Source organism: Paraburkholderia sp. DD10 (assembly GCF_049177125.1).
GTDB classification, from domain to species: domain Bacteria; phylum Pseudomonadota; class Gammaproteobacteria; order Burkholderiales; family Burkholderiaceae; genus Paraburkholderia; species Paraburkholderia terricola.
Window position 1 is genome coordinate 1,761,791 of sequence record NZ_CP185393.1, and the last position, 22,010, is coordinate 1,783,800.

Below are 22,010 nucleotides of genomic sequence, written 5' to 3' on the forward strand. Positions count from 1 at the left end.
CATAGGCACGCGGTTCAATCCAGCGCATCGAACAAGCCATCGAGCGCTTGCAGTTCATCGTTCGCGGCCGCGCGCGGCGACGCGTCGCCATCCGCGCCGGACGTAAGCAGCGCGGCCAGCAGCGCCGGCGTCGGGCTATCGAACAGCGCGCCGAGCGCGACCTTGCGGCCCAGCCGCTCCGACAGCCGCGCGATCAACCGCACCGCCGCTAGCGAATGTCCGCCGAGCGCGAAGAAGTCATCATTCGCGCCGACCCGCGCGAGTCCGAGCACGTCGCCGAACAGCCGCGCGATCAACGTTTCGGTCTCGCCCGACGGCTCGACCCACGCCGCGTCGCTTGCCGGCGCCGCCTCGAAGCGCGCGAGCGCGTTGCGGTCCAGCTTGCCGTTCGCGGTGCGCGGCAACGCCTCAAGCTCATAAAGCGCCGCCGGAATCATGTAGCCGGGCAGGCGCGCGGCGAGCGTCTGCCGCCAGCCGGCCGGCACCGCACGCGACGCGCCGACCACATACGCCACGAGCCGCGCCTCGGCATCGCCCGCGCCGGGCACGAGCGCGACGGCCGCGTCGAGCACGCCGTCGCAGGCGCGCAGCGCCGCCTCGATTTCGCCGAGTTCGATCCGGTAGCCGCGCAGCTTCACCTGCTGGTCGATCCGGCCGAGGCATTCGAATTCGCCGTCGGGCCGCTCGCGGCACAGGTCGCCGGTGCGGTACATCCGCGCGCCGGGCGGCCCGTACGGGTCCGGCACGAAGCGCTCGGCGGTGAGGCCGGCGCGGCCGAGATAACCGCGCGCGAGGTTGTCGCCGCCGATGCACAACTCGCCGACGCCGCCTTGCGGCGTCAACTGCCCGCTCGCGTCGACGATGCGCAGCGCGTTCGCATGCAATGCGCGACCCACGGTGACAGGGCCGCCCTCGGCCACGCGCGCGCAGCTCGACCAGATCGTCGTCTCGGTCGGGCCGTACAGGTTCCACAAATCGACGCCGCGTTGCGCGAGTTGTGTCGCCAGGTCGGCAGGCAACGGCTCGCCGCCCGCGATGCCGACGAGCCTTCCGCGCGACGGACCTTGCCAGCCCGATTCGATCAGCAGGCGCCAGCCGCTCGGCGTGGCCTGCATGAAGCTCGCGCCGCTGTCGTCGATCAAACGCGCCAGGGCGGCGCCGTCCGCGACCGTCGACGCGTCGGCCATCTCGATGCAAGCGCCTCGCGTGAGCGGCAGACAGAATTCGAGCAGCGAGATGTCGAACGACGGCGTCGTGACCGACAACAGCACGTCATCGCGATGCAGTCCCGGCGCGATGCCCACGCTTGCGAGCAGCCGCGCGAGCGCGCCGTGCGAGACCGCGACGCCCTTCGGCCGGCCGGTCGAGCCGGACGTGTAGATCACGTAGGCGAGTTGCGCGTCGCTGCACGGCAACGCGGGCGGCAGGATTGCTGGTGCGTCGCTGGCGTCGGCGGCATCGCGTGTGGCGGCGCGCCGAGCGTCGGGTCCGACGTCACGTGTGGCGTCGAGTCGCGCGTCGCGTCCGACGTCGTTTGTGGTGGCGAGCCGCACGTCACGTTCGACGTCACGCGTGGCGTCGGGTCGCGCGTCGGGTCCGACGTCGCCTGTAGCGTCGAGCCGCGCGTCACCTCCAACGTCGCCTGTGGCGTCGAGCCTTGCGTCGATCGCGATACGGCCGTCCAGCCAGTTGCCGAGCCGCGCGCGACCCTCCGCATCGGCGATGACCCGCGTGATGCCCGCGTCGTCCAGCATGCCGCGCAGGCGTTCGGCCGGGAACGACGGATCGAGCGGCACATACGCCGCGCCGCTGCGCCACACGCCGAGCATGCTCGCGATCAGTGCCGGCGAGCGGCGCATGCAGACCGCCACGCGCTCCTCACGCGCGACGCCGCTCGCGCGCAACCGTGCGTCGATCACAGCGGACCAGCGCGCGAGCGTCGCGTAATCGAAGGCTTCACCGTTTTGCCTGACCGCGATGCGTTGCGGCGCGCGTGCGGCCTCTGCTGCAAAGCGCTCGTGACACGCGCGCAACACGGGCCCGGTCAAGAGTTCGGTCAAGGGCTGGGTCAAGGGTTCGTCCAAAGGCTCGGTCACGCGCTCGGTCAAAGGCTCGGCCAAAGGCTCGTCCAAAGGCGCAGTCAAGGTGTCAGGCAAGGACAACGTCAAGGACACTGGCAACGGCTCCGCGCGCGCCGCACCGCGCCGCGCAGCGAGTTCCCCGACAAAGCGCGGCGCACGCTCGCCGTCGTCGGCCAGTTGATCGAGCAGCGCCAGGTATTGCCGCTGCAATTGCTCGACCTGCGCGCGCGCGAGTCGTCGGCTGTCCCAGTTCCATTGCAGTTCGATGCGCGTCGCCGGCAGGATCGTCAGCGTCAGCGGATAGTGCGTGCGCTCGAACGAATCCACGCGATCGACGCGCAACGCGTCGGCCTCCGTGGATGCCGCGCGAGCCGCGACCGGATAGTTCTCGAACACGATCAGACTGTCGAACAGCGCATCGCCGCTGCGTCCCGCCCACTGCTGCAACGACGACAGCGGCGTGTGCTCGACCTCGCGCATGTGCAGGTTGTACGCCTGCAATTCGTCGAGCCAGGCCGATACCGTCATGTCGCCGGGCACGGCCGCGAACACCGGCAGGCTGTTGATGAAAAGGCCGAACATGTCCTCCGATCCGGCCAGCGACGCGGGCCGCCCCGACACGGTGACGCCGAACGCCACCGACCGCTTGCCGCTCAGCCGCGCGAGCAGCACGGCCCACGCGCCCTGCATCAACGTGTTGAGCGTCACGCGATGACGTTGCGCGGCGCGGCGCACGCGCGCGTCGAGGGGCGCATCGAGTTCGACCGCGAGCTTGCGCGGCACATTCGCGGATGCGTCGTGCGGCGCGGCGAGGCTCGCGGTGAGCGTGCCCGCATCGTCGGCGGCGGCGAGCCGCTCGCGCCACCAGTCGCGCGGATCGGGCTGCGCCGCGAGCCATTCGACGTAGCGCCGGTACGGCGGCGGCACGCCCGCCGCGCCGCGCGCCGCATCACGGGGCGTCAGGCCGAGCGCGCGCTCGTAGTCGTCGAACACTTCGGCGAGGAGCCGCGCGCCGCTCCAGCCGTCCGTCAGCACGTGATGATGCGTGCGCACGAGATCGAAGCGGCCGTCGGGACGGCGGAATACGTTCACGCGCATCAGCGGCGCGCGCGACGCATCGATGCCGGCGGCGAGGTCGGCCGAACGCCAGGCGGCGAGGCGCGCATCGTAGTCCGGCGCATCGCGCCAGTCGCGCACCGCGAACGGCAGCACGGCTTCGCGCTGGACGATCTGCAAGGCCGCTTCGCCATGACGCCACTCGAAGCGCGTGCGCAACATGTCGTGCCGCGCGATGGCGGCCTGCCAGGCGGCGCGCAACGCCGTGTCGTCGAGGCGGCCGTCGAGCGTCAGTTGCAACTGGTTCACGTAGACGCCCTCGCCCTGCTGCAACTCGCTGTGATACAGCAGGCCCTGTTGCAAGGGCGTGGCCGGATAGATGTCGGCGACGCCGCCAAGCGGCAAGCCGAGCGCGCGCAAGCGCGCCTGATCGAGGCCGGACAACGGGAAGTCCGACGCGGTCGCGCCCGGCGGCGCGGCCACGCAGTGCGCGACCAGCGCGTCGACCTGCTGGTCGAACGCGGCGACGATGCGCTCGACGGTTTCGCGGTCGATTCGCGCCGGGTCGAAGCGCCAGCGCAGCAGCAAGGTTTCGCCCGTGACGATGCCGTTCAGGTCGAGCGCATAGTCGAGGCGCGCGCCCGCTCCGTGGCTGCTGCCCGCATCCTCGGAACTGAAGGCGAAGCGCGAGGCCGGATCGAACGACTGATCGAAGCGCCCGAGATAGTTGAAGCTGACGGCCGGGCGTGGCCGTGTGCGGCTCGCGTCGAGCAGGCCCCAGTGCAGACCCTTGTTCGGCACCGCGCGGATGCGCTCCTTCACGGCGATGAGCGCATCGCCCGGCGCGGCCGATGCGGCGGGCAGCGCGACCGGGAAGCGCGTCGTGAACCAGCCGACCGTGCGGCTCAGGTCCGCGCCGTCGATCACGTCCTCGCGGCCGTGGCCTTCGAGTTCGACGGCGATTTCGCTTGCGCCGCTCCATGCGCCGAGCGCCTGCGCGAGCGCGGCGAGCAGCAACTCGTCGACGCGCGTGCGATAGGCGCGCGACGCGTTCTGCAACAGGTCGCGCGTGCGGCCGGCGTCGAGCGTCCAGTCGATCGTTGCGCTTTCGACGACGCGCGTGCCCGCGGCGGGGCGCAGCGGGAGTGCCGGAGCGGTGTCGAGCACGCTGAGGGCTTGCTGCCACCAGTTGGCTTCCGACTGGACCGCGTCGGAGGCGGCATACCGGTGGAGCGCGCGGACCCAGGCGCGCCAGGACATCGACGGCGCGGGCAGCGCGATGGGCTCGCCTTGCTCGGCCTGGGCGTAGGCGGTTTGCAGTTCCTCCAGCAGCACGCGCCAGGAGACGCCGTCCACCGACAGATGGTGGATCGCGATCAGCAGGCGCGTTTCGTCCGGGGTCTCGAAGTGACCGATGCGCCATAGCGGGCCGCGCCCGATGTCGAGGCTCGACTGGAGACGCTCGCAGGCCGCGGTGAGCGCTGACAGTGAGGACAGGTGTTCGTGGTGGACGATGGCTGGCTGTGTTGCCTGTGTTGCCTGTGTTGCCTGTGTTGCCTGTGTTGCCTGTGTTGCCTGTGTTGCCTGTGTTGCCTGCGATGTCTGCGAGCCCCGCAATGCTTGCGTTGCTTGCGTTGCTTGCGTTGCTTGCGTTGCTTGCGTTGCTTGCGTTGCTTGTGCCACTCCAGCCACTTCAACCACCCCTGCCGCCTTCACCGCCACCTGTTTCCATCCCCCCGTCTCCTTCACGAACCGCAGCCGCAACGCGTCGTGCCGCGCCTCCAGCGCCCGCGCCGCGCGCTCCAGCGCCGCGGGTTCCAGACGCCCCCGCACCTTCAGCAGCACCGCCTGGTTCCAGTGCGACTCGCCCTGCGGATAGCGCTCGAAGAACAGCCGCTGGATCGGCGTCAGCGCCAGCGCCGCGCCATCGTCGACCTCCTGCGCACCGCCCGCTTCGAGCCGCTGCGCGCGCTGCGCCAGGCCCGCCACCGTCGGATGCTCGAACACCTGTCTCGGCGTCAGCCGCCATCCCGCCTCGCGCGCCCGCGCGATGATCTGCAGGCTCTGGATCGAGTCGCCTCCCGCCTCGAAGAAGTTGTCCGTCACGCCCAGATCGTCGCGCCCGAGCACCGCCGTCCAGATCGACAGCAACGCCGACTCCACCTCGCCCGACGCCGCCACCCGTTCGCGCGCGCCCGCCTGCGGCGCCGGCAGCGACCCGCGGTCGAGCTTGCCGTTGGGCATCCACGGCAGCCGCGCGAGCACCGTCACCGACGACGGCACCATGTAGCCCGGCAGCTTCTGCTCCAGTTCGCGCTGCAGATGCGCGGCGTCGAGCGTGGTTTGCGCCGCGCCCTGCGCCGGGCGAGGACCGTTGCCTCGTTCGTCGCGTGATCGATCGCCCGGCACATCGCCTGGTGCCTCGCGTGATTGATCACGAGACGCCCGGCCTTTCAGCTCGCCGGACACATCGCCGGATACGCCGTCGTCATTCCCCGACTGGTTGCGGGATGCATTAGCCGATATGTCACCTGACAAGCCGTCGCCTGACACGCGACCCAGCGCATCGCCAGAAACATTCCCCGTCATTTCACCGGATACATCAGCGAGCACATCACCTGATACATACGCCGCGAGCCGCTGCTTCTGCCCCTCGCCCACCACGATCACCGCCGCCTCGCGCACGCCCCCGCACTGCCGCAGCACCGCCTCGATCTCGCCCAGCTCGATGCGCTGGCCGCGCAGCTTCACCTGCTGGTCCAGCCGACCGAGGAACTCCACCGTGCCGTCCCCGCGCATCCGGCACAGGTCGCCGCTGCGGTACATCCGCGCGCCCGGCGCACCGGACGGGTCCGGCACGAACCGCTCCGCCGTCAGGCCCGGTCGCCCCAGGTACCCGCGCGCCACCGTCGGCCCGCCGATGCACAGCTCGCCCAGCCCGCCCACCGGCGCCTCGTCGCCGAACGCGTCGAGCACGCGCGCGGTGCGCCCCGGATACGGATGGCCGATCGGCACCGTCACCTGCCGTGCGTCGTCCGCCTCGGTGCGGCGGTACAGCGCCGCCACCGTCGTCTCGGTCGGCCCGTACAGGTTGTCCAGCCGGATGTCCGCGAGCGGCCCCGCGCGCCAGTGCGCGAGCGCGTCGCCCGGCAGCGCCTCACCGCCCACCGTCACCTGGCGCAGCGCGAGCCGCGCGCGTGGCGGCGCATGATGCTGCCACTGCTGCCACAGCGCGGTCGGAATGCGCGCGAACGTCACGCGCCGGTTCACCAGCCGCTCGCTCAGGCTCTGCAGATCCCACGGCTGCACGCCGCGCATCTCCACCGTCGCGCCGCGCAGCAGCGCGGGCAGCGTCTCGTGCAGCGCGACGTCGAAGCTGATCGTCGACGAGTGCAGCACCGTGTCGCGGCCGTCGATGGCGTAGGTCGCGAGGAAGTCCTGCAGATGGGTCCACAGCGCGCCGTGGCTCACGCCGACGCCTTTCGGGCGGCCCGTCGAGCCGGAGGTGTACAGCACGTAGGCGAGCTGGTCCGGGTGCAGCGGGGCGTCGATGTGGGCGGTGAGGTTGTTGTGGTGTGCTGCGTCGCTCCGGCCTGCTGCTTCGTTCTGACCTGCCGCTTCGTTCTGACCTGCCGCTTCGTTTCCGCCTGCTGCGTCGCTCCAGCCTGCCTGACCCCGATCGCTCGCACCGTTCTGCATCGCCAGGCCGATACGGCGCTGGGCATCGCTGTCGTTCGCCGCATCAGCACGGCTTGCCGCACCAGGTTGGCTTGCCGCGTCGATGCCGCCAGCCACCTCGCCCTGCCTGACTCCCTCCGTGACAGCCTCCGGCACCGAATCCACCTCAACCACCTCACACCCCGCGAGCACCTCCCCCACCTGCTCCGCACTCGCCCGATCCGCCACCACCTCGGCAATCCCCGCATCCCCGATCATCTGCGTCAGACGCGCCACCGGATACCCCGGATCCAGCGGCACGAACGCCCCGCCCGAGCGGATGATCCCCAGCAGCGCCGCGACCAGCGCCGGCCCGCGCGTCACGCACAGCCCCACGCGCCGCTCCGCGCCCACCCAGCGCGCGACCAGCTTCGCGGCGAGCGCCGCCGACCACGCATCCAGTTGCGCATAGGTGAGCGACGCGTCCTCGCAGCGCAGCGCCACCGCCTCCGGCGTGCGCCGCGCCTGCGCCGCCAGCGCCGCGCCGAGCGACTCGAACGGATACCGCCGCAACGCCACCTCAGGACACCCCGCCGGCAACGTCAACGCCCCCACCCGCCGCTCGATACCCTCCGCCATCTGCGCCAGCACCGCTTCATACTGCGACGCGATCCGCTCCACCGTCTCGCGATCGATCCGCTCGCCGTCCCACGCCCATTCGAGCGCAACCGTCTGCCTGCGCGGAATGATCGCGAGCGCGAGCGGGTAATGCGTCGGGTCGACCGAGTCGATCGCCTCGACCTTCAGGCTCGCATCGCCATCGCGCGCGGCTTCGACGGGATAGTTTTCGAACACGACGATGCTGTCGAACAGCGCGTCGCCGCTGCGCCCGCTCCACTGCTGCACGCGCGCGAGCGGCGTGTGCTCGTACTGCCGCAGTTCGGTCAGCTCGCCTTGCAGCTTGCGCAGCCATGCGCCGAGGTCCGCGCTCGCGTCCACGTCGACACACACCGGCAGCGTATTGATGAACAGCCCCAGCATCCGCTCGACGCCCGGCAGATGCGCCGGCCGTCCCGCGACCGTCGTGCCGTAGGCGACGCCGCGCCGATGTCCATAGCGCGCGAGCAGCACGGCCCATGCGCCCTGCATCAGCGTATTGAGCGTGATCTCGTGACGACGCGCCGTCGCCTGCAAGCGCGCGACGAGCGTGTCGTCGAGCGCGCGGCGGCGCGCATGCGCGCCGGGCTCGGCGGCGCGCGGTGCGCCGAGGCTCGCGGTCAGCGTCGCCGGATCGTCGACGCGCGCGGCCCACGCGCGCCACCATGCTTGCGTCGCGGGATCGTCAGCCGCCTCGCGAATCCAGTCGACGTAACCGCGATACGGCGGCGCCGCTTCGAACGTCGCGGCCGCGCCGCTCGTGCGCGCCCGGTAGTCGCGCAGAATTTCGGCGAACAGCAGCGACACGCTCCAGCCGTCGAGCAAAAGATGGTGGTGCGTCCACACGAGATCGGCCGTCCGCGCATCGCGAATGAAAAGCGCGATGCGCATCAGCGGCGCGGCGTCGGGCGCGATGCCATCGGCGAGATCGCGCGCGCGCCAGTCGGCGAGACGCGCGTCGTAATCCGGCGCGGCGGACCAGTCGTGTGTCTGGAACGGCAACGCGATCTTGCGATGGACGATCTGCATCACCGCGCCGCCGTGCTGCCACGCGAAACCCGTGCGCAGAATCGCGTGACGTTCGAGCGCGGCCTGCCACGCGGCTTGCATCGCGGCGACGTCGAGCGAACCGGACAGCGTCGCGCGCATCTGGTTGAGATACGCGCCCTGCCCCGGTTCGGCGAGCGTGTGATAGAGCAGGCCGCCTTGCAGCGGCGTCGCGGGATAAACGTCCTCGATATGCTCGGGCGTGAGGCCGAGCGCGCGCCACAGATCCGACGATGCCGGGCCGCTCGTCTCCGTTAGCGGTTCCGTTACGGCGGACGATGTCGAGGTCGAGGTCGATACCGGCCGCGCCGCGCGCGCGAGCTGCTGCACGGTCGGCGCTTCGAACACCATGCGCGGCGTGACGTGCAGGCCGGCATCGCGCGCCTTCGAGACGATTTGCAGACTCAGGATCGAGTCGCCGCCGATCACGAAAAAGTTGTCGGTCACGCCGATGTCGTCACGTCGCAGCACGGCGCGCCACACAGCGAGCAACGTGGCCTCGGCGGGCGTCGACGGCGCGACGGCCAGCGTGGCGTTCGCCACGGCTTCAGGCGCCGGCAACGCGCGACGGTCGAGCTTGCCGTTCGGCGTCAGCGGAAAACGCGCGAGTTCCACATACGACGAGGGCACCATGTGTGCGGGCAGACGGGCGCTCAGCCAGGTCTGCCAGCGGGCCGCGTCGCCGGCATCCGCTTGGCCCCGCGGCACCACGTAGGCCACGAGACGCCGGTCACCGGTTTCACTATCCGACACCAGCACCGCCGCATCGCGCACCTCGGGATGACCCAGCAGCGCCGCCTGGATCTCGCCCAGTTCGATGCGGAAACCGCGGATCTTCACCTGATCGTCGTTGCGGCCCAGGTATTCGAGGTCGCCGTCCTTCAGCCGTCGCGCGAGATCGCCCGAGCGGTACAGGCGCGCACCCGGCGCGCCATGCGGGTCCGGCACGAAGCGTTGCGCCGTGAGAGCCGGGCGTCCCAGATACCCGCGCGCGAGACCCGCGCCGCCGACATACAGCTCACCCACCGCGCCCGCCGGCACGCGGTTCAGGTCCGCGTCCAGCACGTGCAGCGTGAGGTCGTCGAGCGGCGCGCCGATCACGCTGCGCGCATCGCGCAGCGCGGGTTCATCGAGTGCGCGATGCGTCACGTGGACCGTCGTTTCGGTGATGCCGTACATGTTCACCAGCGCCGGCAACACGCCCCTGCGGCGTGCGCCGTCCGCCCATCGGGCAAGCGACGCCGGCTCCAGCCGTTCGCCGCCGAAGATCACCGCGCGCAGCGCGTCGAGCGTGTTCTCGCCATCGGCCTGCGTGAGTTGCGCGAACGCCGAGGGTGTCTGGTTCAGCACCGTCACGCGTTCGTCGCGCAATAGCGCATGGAACGCCGACGGTTCGCGCGCGGTCCAGTGCGGCACGATCACGAGCCGTGCGCCATGCACCAGCGCGCCGAAGATTTCCCATACCGAGAAGTCGAATGCGTAGGAGTGGAACAGCGTCCAGACGTCCTGCACATTGAACGCAAAGCGCGACCGGGTCGCATCGAACAGCCGCGCGACGTTCTCATGCGTGACGCCGACGCCCTTCGGCGTTCCCGTCGAACCGGACGTATAGATCACGTAGGCAAGCTGCTGCGGATGCGGTTGTTGCACCTCCGCATCGCTCGCCGCGGCGGGCACGGTGTCACGCAACGCAGCAGCATCGAGCGTGGTCCGCGACCCGAACAGCGCCGCATGCTGCGCGACGCTTGCCGCATCCGTCACGATCAGACCAAGCTGCGAATCCGCGACGATATGTTCAAGGCGTTCCGCCGGATACGACGGATCGAGCGGCACATAAGCCGCGCCCGCGCGCAGCACGCCGACGAGCGATGCAACCAGCGCCGCCGAGCGCTGCATCGCGACGCCGACCCGCATTTCCGCCGTCGCGCCGAGCCGTCGCAGTTCACGCGCGATCGCACGCGACCACGCATCCAGTTGCGCATACGTCACCCGCTCCTCGCCATCGACCAGCGCAATCGCGTCAGGACGCGCACTCGCCTGCGCGGCGATGCGAGCCGTCACCGGCTCGTAGGCAAACGCGGCAGGCAAACGCCGCACCGCTTCATCGCGGATCTCGGGCAATTCGAACGACGCGATCCGCGCATCCGGCGCCGCGCTCCATTGCTCCAGCAGCCCCGTGAAATTGCGGGCAAGCCGTTCGATGGTCGACGCGTCGAAGACATCGGTCGCGTAGGTGAGCGTCAGATCGAGCGCGTCGCCGGCCGTTTCCGCGATGTTCAGCATCAGGTCGAATTGAGCCTCGCCGTTGTCGACGTCCTGCACCGTCACGCTCAACCCTTCTCCGAACGATGCGCCGAGGTCGTGGCGCTGCTGCTGGTTGACGAGCACCTGGAACAGCGGCGTCTGCGTCGGATCGCGCTCGGGCTGCACCGCCTTGACGACGCTCGCGAACGGCACGTCCTGATTCGCGTAGGCGCACAGCAATCGTTCGCGCACGTCGTCGATCAGTTGCGCCGCGCGCATCTCGCCGTGCGGCGCGGTGCGAATCACGACGGTGTTGACGAAGAAACCGGCGACGTCCGCGGCGCCCGGCAGATCGCGGCCCGCGAGCGGCACGCCCAGGCGGATGTCGGATTGCCCCGAGTATCGGTAGAGCAACGCGTCGAAGGCGGCGAGGAGCGTCATGAACAGTGTCGCGTGACGCGCGCCCGCGAGCGCACGCAGCGCGTTCACGGTGACGGCCGGCACGCGGGCGCGATGGCGCGCGCCCGGTGCCCGGCGCGTGCCGGTACGTGCGCGGTCGTAGGGCAGCGCGAGCGTCGCGGCGGAGTCGCTGTCGCTGGCGAGCGCGGCGCGCCACCAGTCGAGTTGCGCGGACTCGCGCTCGGGCGTCAGTTGCGCGGCGCGCGCCGCGATCAGTTCGCGATAAGCCGCCGCCGATGCGGTGGCGAGGTTCGCATCGCGGGTGCGATCGTCGATCGACGCGGCGTGGTCCGATGCGCAATATTCGCGATACAGGCGCGAGAAGTCCGCGAACAGCAGGCCGACCGACCAGTCGTCGCTGATGATGTGATGCAGCACCAGATGCAGCACGTGGCGATCGGCGGCGACGCGGATCAGCGTCGCGCGCACGGGCGGCTCGGCGGTGAGGTCGAACGGTGCGCGCACGAGCGCGGCGAGACATGCGGCGAGGGCTTCGTCGTGGGGCGTGGTTTCGGTCGTGGTTTCTGTGCGCGGCAGGTCGAGTAGGCGGATGTCGTTGCGACTCGCGGCTTCGATGCGCTGATAGGGCACGCCCGCGACTTCGGCAAAACGCATGCGCAGCGCCGGATGCCGATCGCCGAGCGCGGTGAATGCGGCGCGCAGAGCGTTAACGTCGAGTCGGCCGTCGAAACGCAGCGCACCGTTCACATGGTACGCAGCGCTCTCGGGATCGAGTTTCCACAGGAACCAGAGGCTTTGCTGGGACGCGGATAGGGGGATGGGTTCGGCTTGTGTGGCTTGTGTGGCTTGTGTGGCTTGTGTGGCTTGCGTGCCTTGCGTGTCTTGCGTGTCTTGCGTGTCTTGCGTGTCTTGCGTGTCTTGCGTGGCTTGCGTGGCTTGCGTGCCTTGCGTGCCTTGCGTGCCTTGCGTGGCTTGTGTGGCTTGTGTGGCTTGTGTGGCTTGTGTGGCTTGTGTGGCTTGTGTGGCTTGTGTGGCTTGTGTGGCTTGTGTGGCTTGCGTGCCTTGTTCAACCAGCGCCGCTTGTCCGACTTGCGCAGCCCGCGTGGCTTGGGCGACTTGTCCAACTTGTGCAGATGGCGCAGCAGCTACAGCAGCGTCAGCGTTCGCGATAACCGCGGCAGTACCCGGCACACGCATACCGCCAGCAGCCGATTGCGCCCCACGCAACAACCCCGCGAAGTCTTCGAGCAGCGGATGTTCGAACACCGCGCGCAGCCCCGGAGCGTCGCCGAAAACCGTCCGCACGGCTGACATCACCCGCACCGCCAGCAGCGAATGACCGCCCAGCAGGAAGAAATCATCGCGTGCGCCGACACGTTCGACGCCGAGCACGTCTTGCCAGATCGTCGCGAGCCGGGTCTCGATTTCATCGCGCGGGGCAACGTAGGCCGCGCGGCCCGATGCCTTCGCCACGGCTTCAGGCGCGGGCAACGCGCGACGGTCGAGCTTGCCGTTCGGCGTCAGCGGAAAACGCGCGAGTTCCACATACGACGACGGCACCATGTGCGCGGGCAGACGGGCGCTCAGCCAGGTCTGCCAGCGGGCCGCGTCGCCGGCATCCGGTTCGCCCCGCGGCACCACGTAGGCCACGAGCCGCCGGTCGCCGGCTTCACTGTCCGACACCAGCACCGCCGCATCGCGCACCTCGGGATGACCCAGCAGCGCAGCCTGGATCTCGCCCAGTTCGATGCGGAAACCGCGGATCTTCACCTGATCGTCGTTACGGCCCAGGTATTCGAGGTCGCCGTCCTTCAGCCGTCGCGCGAGATCGCCCGAGCGGTACAGGCGCGCACCCGGCGCGCCATACGGGTCCGGCACGAAGCGTTGCGCCGTGAGAGCCGGGCGTCCCAGATACCCGCGCGCGAGACCCGCGCCGCCGACATACAGCTCACCCACCGCGCCCACCGGCACGCGGTTCAGGTCCGCGTCCAGCACATGCAGCGTGAGGTCGTCGAGCGGCGCGCCGATCACGCTGCGCGCATCGCGCAGCGCGGCTTCATCGAGTGCGCGATGCGTCACGTGGACCGTCGTTTCGGTGATGCCGTACATGTTCACCAGCGCCGGCAATACGCCCCTGCGGCGTGCGCCGTCCGCCCATCGCGCAAGCGACGCCGGCTCCAGCCGTTCGCCGCCGAAGATCACCGCGCGCAGCGCGTCGAGCGTGTTCTCGCCATCGGCCTGCGTGAGCTGCACGAACGCCGAGGGTGTCTGGTTCAGCACCGTCACACGTTCGTCGCGCAATAGCGCATGGAACGCCGATGGTTCGCGCGCGGTCCAGTGCGGCACGATCACGAGCCGTGCGCCATGCACCAGCGCGCCGAAGATTTCCCATACCGAGAAATCGAATGCGTAGGAGTGGAACAGCGTCCAGACGTCGCTTGTACCGAACGCAAAGCGCGACTGCGTCGCATCGAACAGCCGCGCGACGTTCTCATGCGTGACGCCGACGCCCTTCGGCGTTCCCGTCGAACCGGACGTATAGATCACGTAGGCAAGCTGCTGCGGATGCGGTTGTTGCACGTCCGCATCGTTCGCCGCGGCGGGCACCGTGTCACGCAACGCAGCAGCATCCAGCGTGGTCCGCGATCCGAACAGCGCCGCATGCTGCGTGACGCTTGCCGCATCCGTCACGATCAGACCAAGCTGCGAATCCGCGACGATATGTTCAAGGCGTTCCGCCGGATACGACGGATCGAGCGGCACATAAGCCGCGCCCGCGCGCAGCACGCCGACGAGCGACGCAACCAGCGCCGCCGAGCGCTGCATCGCGACGCCGACCCGCATTTCCGCCGTCGCGCCGAGCCGTCGCAGTTCATGCGCGATCGCACGCGACCACGCATCCAGTTGCGCATACGTCACCTGCTCCTCGCCATCGACCAGCGCAATCGCGTCAGGACGCGCATTCGCCTGCGCGGCGATGCGCGCCGTCACCGGTTCGTAGGCAAACGCGGCCACGGCCGTCGCCGCATCTTCCGCGGCGTCGTCGCCTGCAATCTCACGCAAGCTCACGTCCGCATCGCCCGCTTCCACCAGCGCCCTCGCGAGACGATCCAGCGTCCGCTCGAAATAGTCGGCGACGCACGCCACGCCATCCGCGGACACCCGCGCCGCATGCCGATGCCACTCCAGCCTGAGCCTGTCGCCGCCGCCCACATGGCGCGGCGCGACCACCAGCATCAGCGGCAAGTGACTCCGGTTATAAGCCTCGACGGCGCGCACCCGCGGCACGCCGCCGAGCGCGCCCAGCGCATCGTCGAGCGGATAGTTCTCGAACACGATGAGGCTGTCGAACAACGCGTCGACGCTCGAATTCGCCCATTGCTGCAAGTTCGCGAGCGGCGTGTGCTCGACCTCGCGCAACTCCGCGTTATGCCGCTGCAACGCGGCGAGCCACGCGCGCACCGTCGCGGCGGATTTAACATCGACCCACAGCGGCAGGCTGTTGATGAACAGACCGACGATCGCTTCCGCGTCGGGCAGATCGACCGGCCGGCCCGACACCGTCATGCCGAACGCCACCTGCGAGCGCCCGGAAAAACGCGCGAGCACGAGCGCCCACGCGCCTTGCACGAGCGTGTTCAGCGTGACTTGCGCGCGCTGCGCGGCGTGCCGCAGCCGCGCGTGCGACGCGCCGTCGAGTTCGCGGACCATCACGTGCGCCGGCCCGCTGTCGGCAGCGTTCGCGGACGACGGCCGGAACGCGTTGCCGAGCGCATCGGCGAGGCGCGCCGGCTGGTCGAGCGTTGCGAGGCGCGCGCGCCAGAACGCGCCCGTGTCGGGTTGATGCCGCAGCCAGCGGACATAATCCGCGTAGCGCGCGCCCGGCGTCGTCTCGGGCATGCCGCCGGCCGCGAGCGCCGCATATGCGCGCGTCACTTCGGTCACGACCTGCGCGGTGCTCCACCCATCGGTGAGCGCGTGATGGTGGGTCCACAGCAGATCGTGCGCGCCATCGGGACGCTCGAAAACATCGACGCGCATCAGCGGCGCGACGCCTGCATCGAAGCCACGCGCAACGAGCGCTTCGCGCGCGGCTTCGTAGGCCGCTGCGTATTCGTCGTGCGTGTCCTGCGCGTCCTGCGCGTCCTGCGCATCCTGTGCGTCCTGCGCCGAGGCGATGCGCGCATGCGACTCGAACGGCATCCGCACCTGCCGCTCGACGATCTGCAACGGCTCGCCGCCGGCCGGCCACACGAAGCGCGTGCGCAAAACCGGATGCCGCGCGATGACCGCGTCCCACGACGCGCGCATCGTCTCGACGTGCAGCGCGTCGATCGTGAGGCGCAATTGCGAAACGTACATGCCGGGCTCGCCGTCGAGCATGCCGTGAAACAGCAGGCCCTGCTGCATCGGCGTCGCTGGATAAACTGCTTCGACGGTGTCGCGCGAGACATTGGCTTGGGCGAACCATTGATCGTCGTCGGTGGTTTGCGTTGCCGCTGCTGTTCCCGCTGCTGATGCCGTTGCCGGTTCTGTGGTCGCTGGTGTTGTCGCTGGTGTTGTCGCTGCTGTTGTCGCTGCTGTTGTCGCTGCTGTTGTCGCTGCTGTTGTCGCTGCTGTTGTCGCTGCTGTTGTCGCTGCTGTTGTCGCTGCTGTTGTCGCTGCTGTCGTCGCTGCTGTCGTCGCTGCTGTCGTCGCTGCTGTCGTCGCTGCTGTCGCTGTCGTCGCCGCTGCCATCGCCGCGCTGACGCTCGTCGCTCGCTGAATCGCGCTCGCGCCCGCACGCGCCGGTGATGCCGCCACTGCCACCGCCACCGCGACCCGCGCCGCCGCCTCGATCGTCGGGTAGTCGAACATCTGCTTCGGCGTGAGCTTGAGTCCCGCGCCGCGCGCTTTCGCGATGATCTGCAAGCTAAGGATCGAATCCCCGCCGATTTCGAAGTAGTTATCCGTCACGCCGATGTCGTCGCGCTTGAGCACCCGCTTCCAGATTTCCGCGAGCGCGCGCTCGGTGTCGTCGCGCGGCTCGACGCGCGTCGCGTGCGCCACGTCGTCCAAGCGCGGCGCGGGCAGCGCCGCGCGGTCGATCTTGCCGTTCGGCGTGAGCGGCAGCGCGGCCAGCACCTGCAACGACGACGGCACCATGTAGTCCGGCAATTCCGCGGCAAGATGCGCGCGGATCGCGTCGACGTCGAGCGGTTCGGCGGCCGTCAGATAAGCGGCGAGACGCAGCGCGGCGCCCTCGCCGTCCGCATGCGCGATCACCACCGCGTCACGCACGCCGTGCTCGGCGCGCAGGCGCGCGGCGATTTCCTCCAGCTCGACGCGAAAGCCGCGAATCTTCACCTGGTCATCGAGACGGCCGAGGAACGCGAACTCGCCGTCCGGCAGACGGCGGCTCTTGTCGCCCGTCCGGTAGAGCCGCGCGCCGTGACCGTCGGGATCGGGCACGAAGCGCTCGGCCGTGAGCGAAGGCCGGTTCAGATAGCCATACGCGACGCTCGGGCCGCCGATGCACAACTCGCCCGCCGCGCCCTTGGGCACGGCGTTGCCATCGGCGTCGACGATGCGCGCGTCCACATGCGCGAGCGGCTTGCCGAGCGGCAGCGTCGCGGCGCGGCTTTGCGCGCCGGCGCGCGTCAGCACGCCGACTGCCGTCTCGGTCGGGCCGTAGTGGTTGATCAACCGGCACTCGGGCCGCAGCGCCGCGATACGCTCGGCCAGCCGCGTCGGCGCGGGCTCGCCGCCCATCAGCAGGCAGCGGCGCGGCAGCACCCGTTCGGGCGACTGCGCCTGCAAGAGCGCATCGAGATGGCTCGGCACGATCTTCAGCAAATCGACCGAGTGGTCGTGCATGTAGGCGGCGAATGCGTCGGGGTCGGCGGCGATCCGCGCGTCGATCAAATGCAGCGTCCAGCCGTGCCACAGCGCGCCGAACAGCGACGTGTGGCCGAGGTCGGCGGCGGGCGTCGACAGATACGCCGCGCTCGCGACGCCTTCGGGCAGCCGTTCGGATACGCCGCGCAGATACGCGGCGAGCGCCATGTGGCTGAGGACGACGCCCTTGGGTCTGCCGGTCGAGCCGGACGTGTAGATCACATAGGCGGGCCACGCGAAGATGCGATCGTCGGATTGCGGTGTCGGGCCGGCGTTAGGGATGCCGTCGATGTTGTCGGCGGCATCTATCGCTGCGCGCGACGCGTAGGGATCGAGCGTGGATACGCCGTGGGGGAGCCAGAGCGTGGATGATTCGGTTGTTGCATTGGACGCCGCGTCGGCTACTACACCGCTCTTCACGTTAGACGCTGCATCGGCCAGCACGCCGCTCCCCGCATTGGCCGCTGCATCGGCCGCTACACCGCTCTCCGCGTTAGGCGCTGCATCGACCCGCACGCCACTCCGCGCGTTGGCCACTGCGTCGACCCGCACACCGCTCCACACATTGGCCGCTGCGTCCGCGACCGCGCTGCCCACCCCTCCCTCCATCACGACCACACGCGCCCCGCAGTCCTCCGCCTGCCAGCGCAGCCGCGCGGCGGGCAACGCCGGGTCGAGCGGCACGTAACACGCGCGCAGCCGCCAAACGGCGAGGATCGTCGCGACGAGCGCCGCGGAGCGCGGCAACGCGAGCACCACGTGATCGCCGGGCCGCACGCCCTCGGCGGCGAGCGCCGCCGCGAGGCGGCCGGACCATGCCCACAGTTCGCGCCAGGCGAGCGGCCCCGTGCTGTCGACGAGCGCAACGGCGTTCGGCCGTTCGATGGCAAACCGCGCGACGCGGGCAGGCAGAAAATCGGTGTCGAAATGAATGGCTTGCATGGTGTCCGTGATCTGATCCGGGTGTCGGGCGCCCGCGCGGCAAGCGCGGGCTCGATGCATCTGGTGGATGAAGTCAGGTGGAGGAAGGCGCTGTGCTCAAGGCGCGTAGGCGCTCGCGACGGGCGCTATTTCGTCCACCGCTTCGTCGTCGAGGATGAATTCGCCGAGCGCGCGCTGCGGAGTGTCGGCGAGCTGTTCGAGCAGATCCACGTAGTGCCGCGCGAATTGCGCGGCGAATGCATCGTCGTAGAGTTCGGCGGCGTAAGCGAACACGCAGCGCAGTCCGTGCGCGCCCTCGCGCCATACGTCGAGCGCGAGTTCGAAACGCGCGTCGCTCGCGTCGGCGTCGATCAGCGCGCAACGCACGCCGTCGATATCGAGCGCGGTGTCGAATTCGTCGTGCAGCACGAACTTGAGCTGCGCGAGCGGCGTGCCGCCCGCGCGGCGCGCGGACGGCAACGCGGCGACGACGCGCTCGAACGGCACATCGGCGTTCGCCTGTGCGTCGATGCTGTCGTCGCGCACTTCGCGCAGCAGCGCCGCGAACGGCTTCGCGCCCTTCACGGACGCGCGCATCGCCAGCGTGTTGACGAAAAAGCCGATGAGCTCTTCGGTCTCCAGCCGGTCGCGGCCCGCGACGGGCACCGCGATCACCACATCCTGCGCGCCGCTGTAGCGGGACAGCAGCGCGGCGAACGCGGCGAGCAACACCATGAAAAGCGTGGCGTTTTCCGAGCGCGCGAGCGTCTCCAATCGAACAGCGAGCGCGGCGGGAATTTGCGCGGCGATGCGCGCGGCGTGCGGGTCGTAGGGACGGCCGCGCTCGTGCAGGGTCGGCAGATCGAGCGGCGTGTCGTAGCCCGCGAGACGGCTGCGCCAGTAGTCGAGTTGCGCATCGAGTTGCGCGGCGCCGGCGCCGCTGAACCGCTCGCGCTGCCAGGCGGCGTAGTCGGCGTATTGGACGGCCGGCGCGGGCAGCGTGGGTCGCGATGAAGTGCCGCTGCGCAGCGCCGCGCGATAACCGGCCGCGAAATCGCGCAGCAACACGTTGATCGACCAACCGTCGGAGACGATGTGATGCATGACGAAATGCAGCACATGACGTCTGGTGTCATGTTTATCGCATTCACCGCGTGCGCCATGTTCACCGTCTGCACCGCATTCACCACGTGTGCCATGTTCACCGTGTGCATCGTATTCACCACGTGCACCGTGTTCACCGCGTGCATCGTATTCGCCACGCGCACCGTGTTCACCGCGTGCATCGCATTCACCGCGCTCACCACGCTCACCACGCTCACCGCATTCAAACAGCGTCGCTCGAAACAGCGGGCCGCGCGTCAGATCGAAAGGCTCGCGAGCGCGTCGGCGCAACTGCGCATCGAATTCCGCGGGGGTGGCGTCGCGCGCGTCCACGGTTTCCCAACGCCATGCATCGGCGGCCTGCGCAGCAGGCGCGATGATCTGGCGCGGCGCGTCACCCATATCGTCGAAGCGCGTGCGCAGCATCTCGTGACGACGCACCAGCGCATCCAGCGCGCTTTTCGCGGCGGCGGCGTCGAGCGGGCCGGTCAACGAGAGCGCGGCGGAAATGTTGTAGGCCGGGCTGTTCGGTTCGAGTTGCCAGAGCACCCACAGACGTTCTTGCGGCAGTGAGAGCGGCGCGGCGCTTTCCTCACGCCGCGTCAGCGCCGCGACCGGCCCGGCGGCATGCGACGGCGCGGCCCACCAGGCATCGAGCGCGGCGGCGAGACTCGCGAGCGTCGGATGGCTGAACAGCAGGCCGACCGGCACGTCGCGCCCCAAACGCGCGCGTAAGCGCGACGCGACCTTCAGCGCCAGCAGCGAACGGCCGCCGAGCGCGAAAAAGTCATCCGACGCGCGCGCCGCGGGCGCGTCGAGCACTTCGCTCCACACTCGCGCGATGGCTTGCGCGGTCGGCGTCGAGGTGTCGCCGGAAGCGGCCGTCGCCGGTGCGTTCGCGACGCCGGCTTGCGGCTGCGACGATCTTGCGTCGCGTATCGCGAAGGGCACGATCGCGCCGCTTTGCCACGCGCTCACGCAGGCGCTGCGCTGCAATTTTCCACTCGACGTGCGCGGCAGATCGCCGGGCTCCAGCAACAGGATCAACGCCGCTTCGTATTGAAACGCCTCGCCGAGCGCCGCGGCGATCGCGGCGAAAATCGTTTCGGGCGCCACCTGGCGCGCCCTGCCGCGCGGCACTTCAGCGGCCACGCCGATCGCCTCGGCGCCATCGGCGGTCTCCACCGCGAACGCGGTGACGCGGCCACGGCGCAGCCATTCGACGCGATCCGCCAACACCGTTTCGAGATCCTGCGGATACACGTTCTCGCCGCGCAGCACGATCATGTCCTTGCGGCGTCCGCAGAAAAATAGCTGGCCGCCGTCGACAAAAGCCAGGTCGCCGGTACGCAGCCAGCGCCCCGGAAAACCGGGCGCGTCGTCGAGAAACACGGCGGCCGTCGCCTCGGGGTTGCGCCAGTAGCCTTGCGTGATGCTCGGGCCGCCGCACCAGACCTCGCCGACGCGGCGCTCCGGCAAACGCTCGCACGTATCGGGGTCGACGACGGCGAGCGCATGGCCCAACGCAATCGCGCCGCAACCGACCACTGCCTTGCCGTCGTCATCGCCATCGTTGGCAGGCCGCGCGACAGGCGAGCGCTGCGCGAGCGCGGCTGCCGAAAAGCGTGTTTCGGGCGCGCCCGCGCCGACCTCGACGCCCGTGAGGAACAGCGTCGCCTCGGCCAGCCCGTAGCACGCGTACATCGCGCGCGGATCGAGGCCGTGCTTGCCAAAGCGCGTGGCGAATCCATCGAGCGTGGTCTGCCGGATCGGCTCGGAACCGCAGAACGCCACGCGCAACGAGGAGAGATCGAGTCCCGCGAGTTGCGCGTCGCGCACGCGGTCGGTGCAGAGGCGATAAGCGAAGTCCGGGCCGCCCGTCACGGTCGCGCGTTCGCGTGCGATGCCCGCGAGCCAGCGCGCCGGGCGTTCGAGAAAATGCAGCGGCGACATCAGCGTGACCGGAAAGCCGCACAGCACCGGCATCAGCACGCTGCCGATCAGCCCCATGTCGTGATAGAGCGGCAGCCAGGAAAACATACGGCCGCCGATGCGGCAACCCATGCCGCGCGACATCGCGCTGACGTTCGCGCACACGTTCTCGTGGCTCACCATCACGCCCTTCGGCGACGAGGTCGAACCGGAGGTGTATTGCAGAAATGAAATCGCGTCGGGGTTCGCGTGGTCGATGCAAAAACCGGCGGCGTCGCCGGCCTCGTCGGGCGACACGAGCGTCGCGCCGTTGAGCGGCAACTCGGATCCGGCATCGGCATCGGCACCGGCATCGCCGCAAAAAGCGTGCGACGCCTGGTCGAGCACCGCGATGCGCGCCATGCAATCCTGCGACATGCGCCGCAACCGTTCGATGTGCCCGCTTTGCAGCGCTTCCGGTGGATAAGCGGGGACCGCGATCATCCCCGCGTATTGGCAAGCGAAGAACGACACGATGTAATCGAGCCCGCTCGGCAGCATCAGCAATACGCGGTCGTTCGGCGCGCCGTGCCGGCGCAGCACGGCTGCGAAGCGGCGCGCGCGCGCGTCGAGCGCCGCATACGTCAGCTCGCGCGCGTCGGCGTCGCCGTCGGCCAGGAAACGCACCGCCAGTTGGTGCGGGCGCTGGGCGACATGCAGCTTCATCACCGACACGAGGTCGGTCGCGGGCGCCACGGCGATGTTGGCCGCGTTGGGCGCATTGGCCGTCCGCGCGTTGCTTGCGGCACGGGCCGTCGCATCGTCCTGAGCAACCCGGTTCGCCGCATGTGACTCCGCGCCATCGTGGCGCGGCGTATTGATAACAGACATCCTCGCCTCCCGAGATTTGCCGCGCGCTGCGCGGCCATCATCGCCGTGCGGCGCCTTTGAACGCGGCGCACGGCAAGCCGTCGCCGTCGCATGCGCTGCGCCGGCGGCGTCAATTTCGTCATTGCGGGGAAAGCAAGGCGTCTC

At 69.7% G+C, this 22,010-nt stretch carries 2 protein-coding genes; both read right to left on the bottom strand.

Annotated features, from left to right (window positions below; all coding sequences use genetic code 11):
• Nucleotides 1-14: 14 nt before the first annotated feature.
• The gene (locus tag ACOCG7_RS23255; RefSeq protein ID WP_421380188.1) at nt 15-17,981 is read right to left on the bottom strand and encodes an amino acid adenylation domain-containing protein; all 17,967 of its coding nucleotides are present in this window, start codon (nt 17,979-17,981) and stop codon (nt 15-17) included.
• A gap of 96 nt (nt 17,982-18,077) precedes the next feature.
• On the bottom strand, nt 18,078-21,866 hold the full coding sequence (locus tag ACOCG7_RS23260; protein WP_083083884.1) for a condensation domain-containing protein: 3,789 nt from the start codon (nt 21,864-21,866) through the stop codon (nt 18,078-18,080).
• Nucleotides 21,867-22,010 lie beyond the last annotated feature (144 nt).

Excerpts from the sequence above, each read along its gene's own strand:
- ACOCG7_RS23255 (WP_421380188.1), bottom strand. The coding sequence starts at position 17,981 with ATGCAAGCCATTCATTTCGACACCGATTTTCTGCCTGCCCGCGTCGCG.
- ACOCG7_RS23260 (WP_083083884.1), bottom strand. The coding sequence starts at position 21,866 with ATGTCTGTTATCAATACGCCGCGCCACGATGGCGCGGAGTCACATGCG.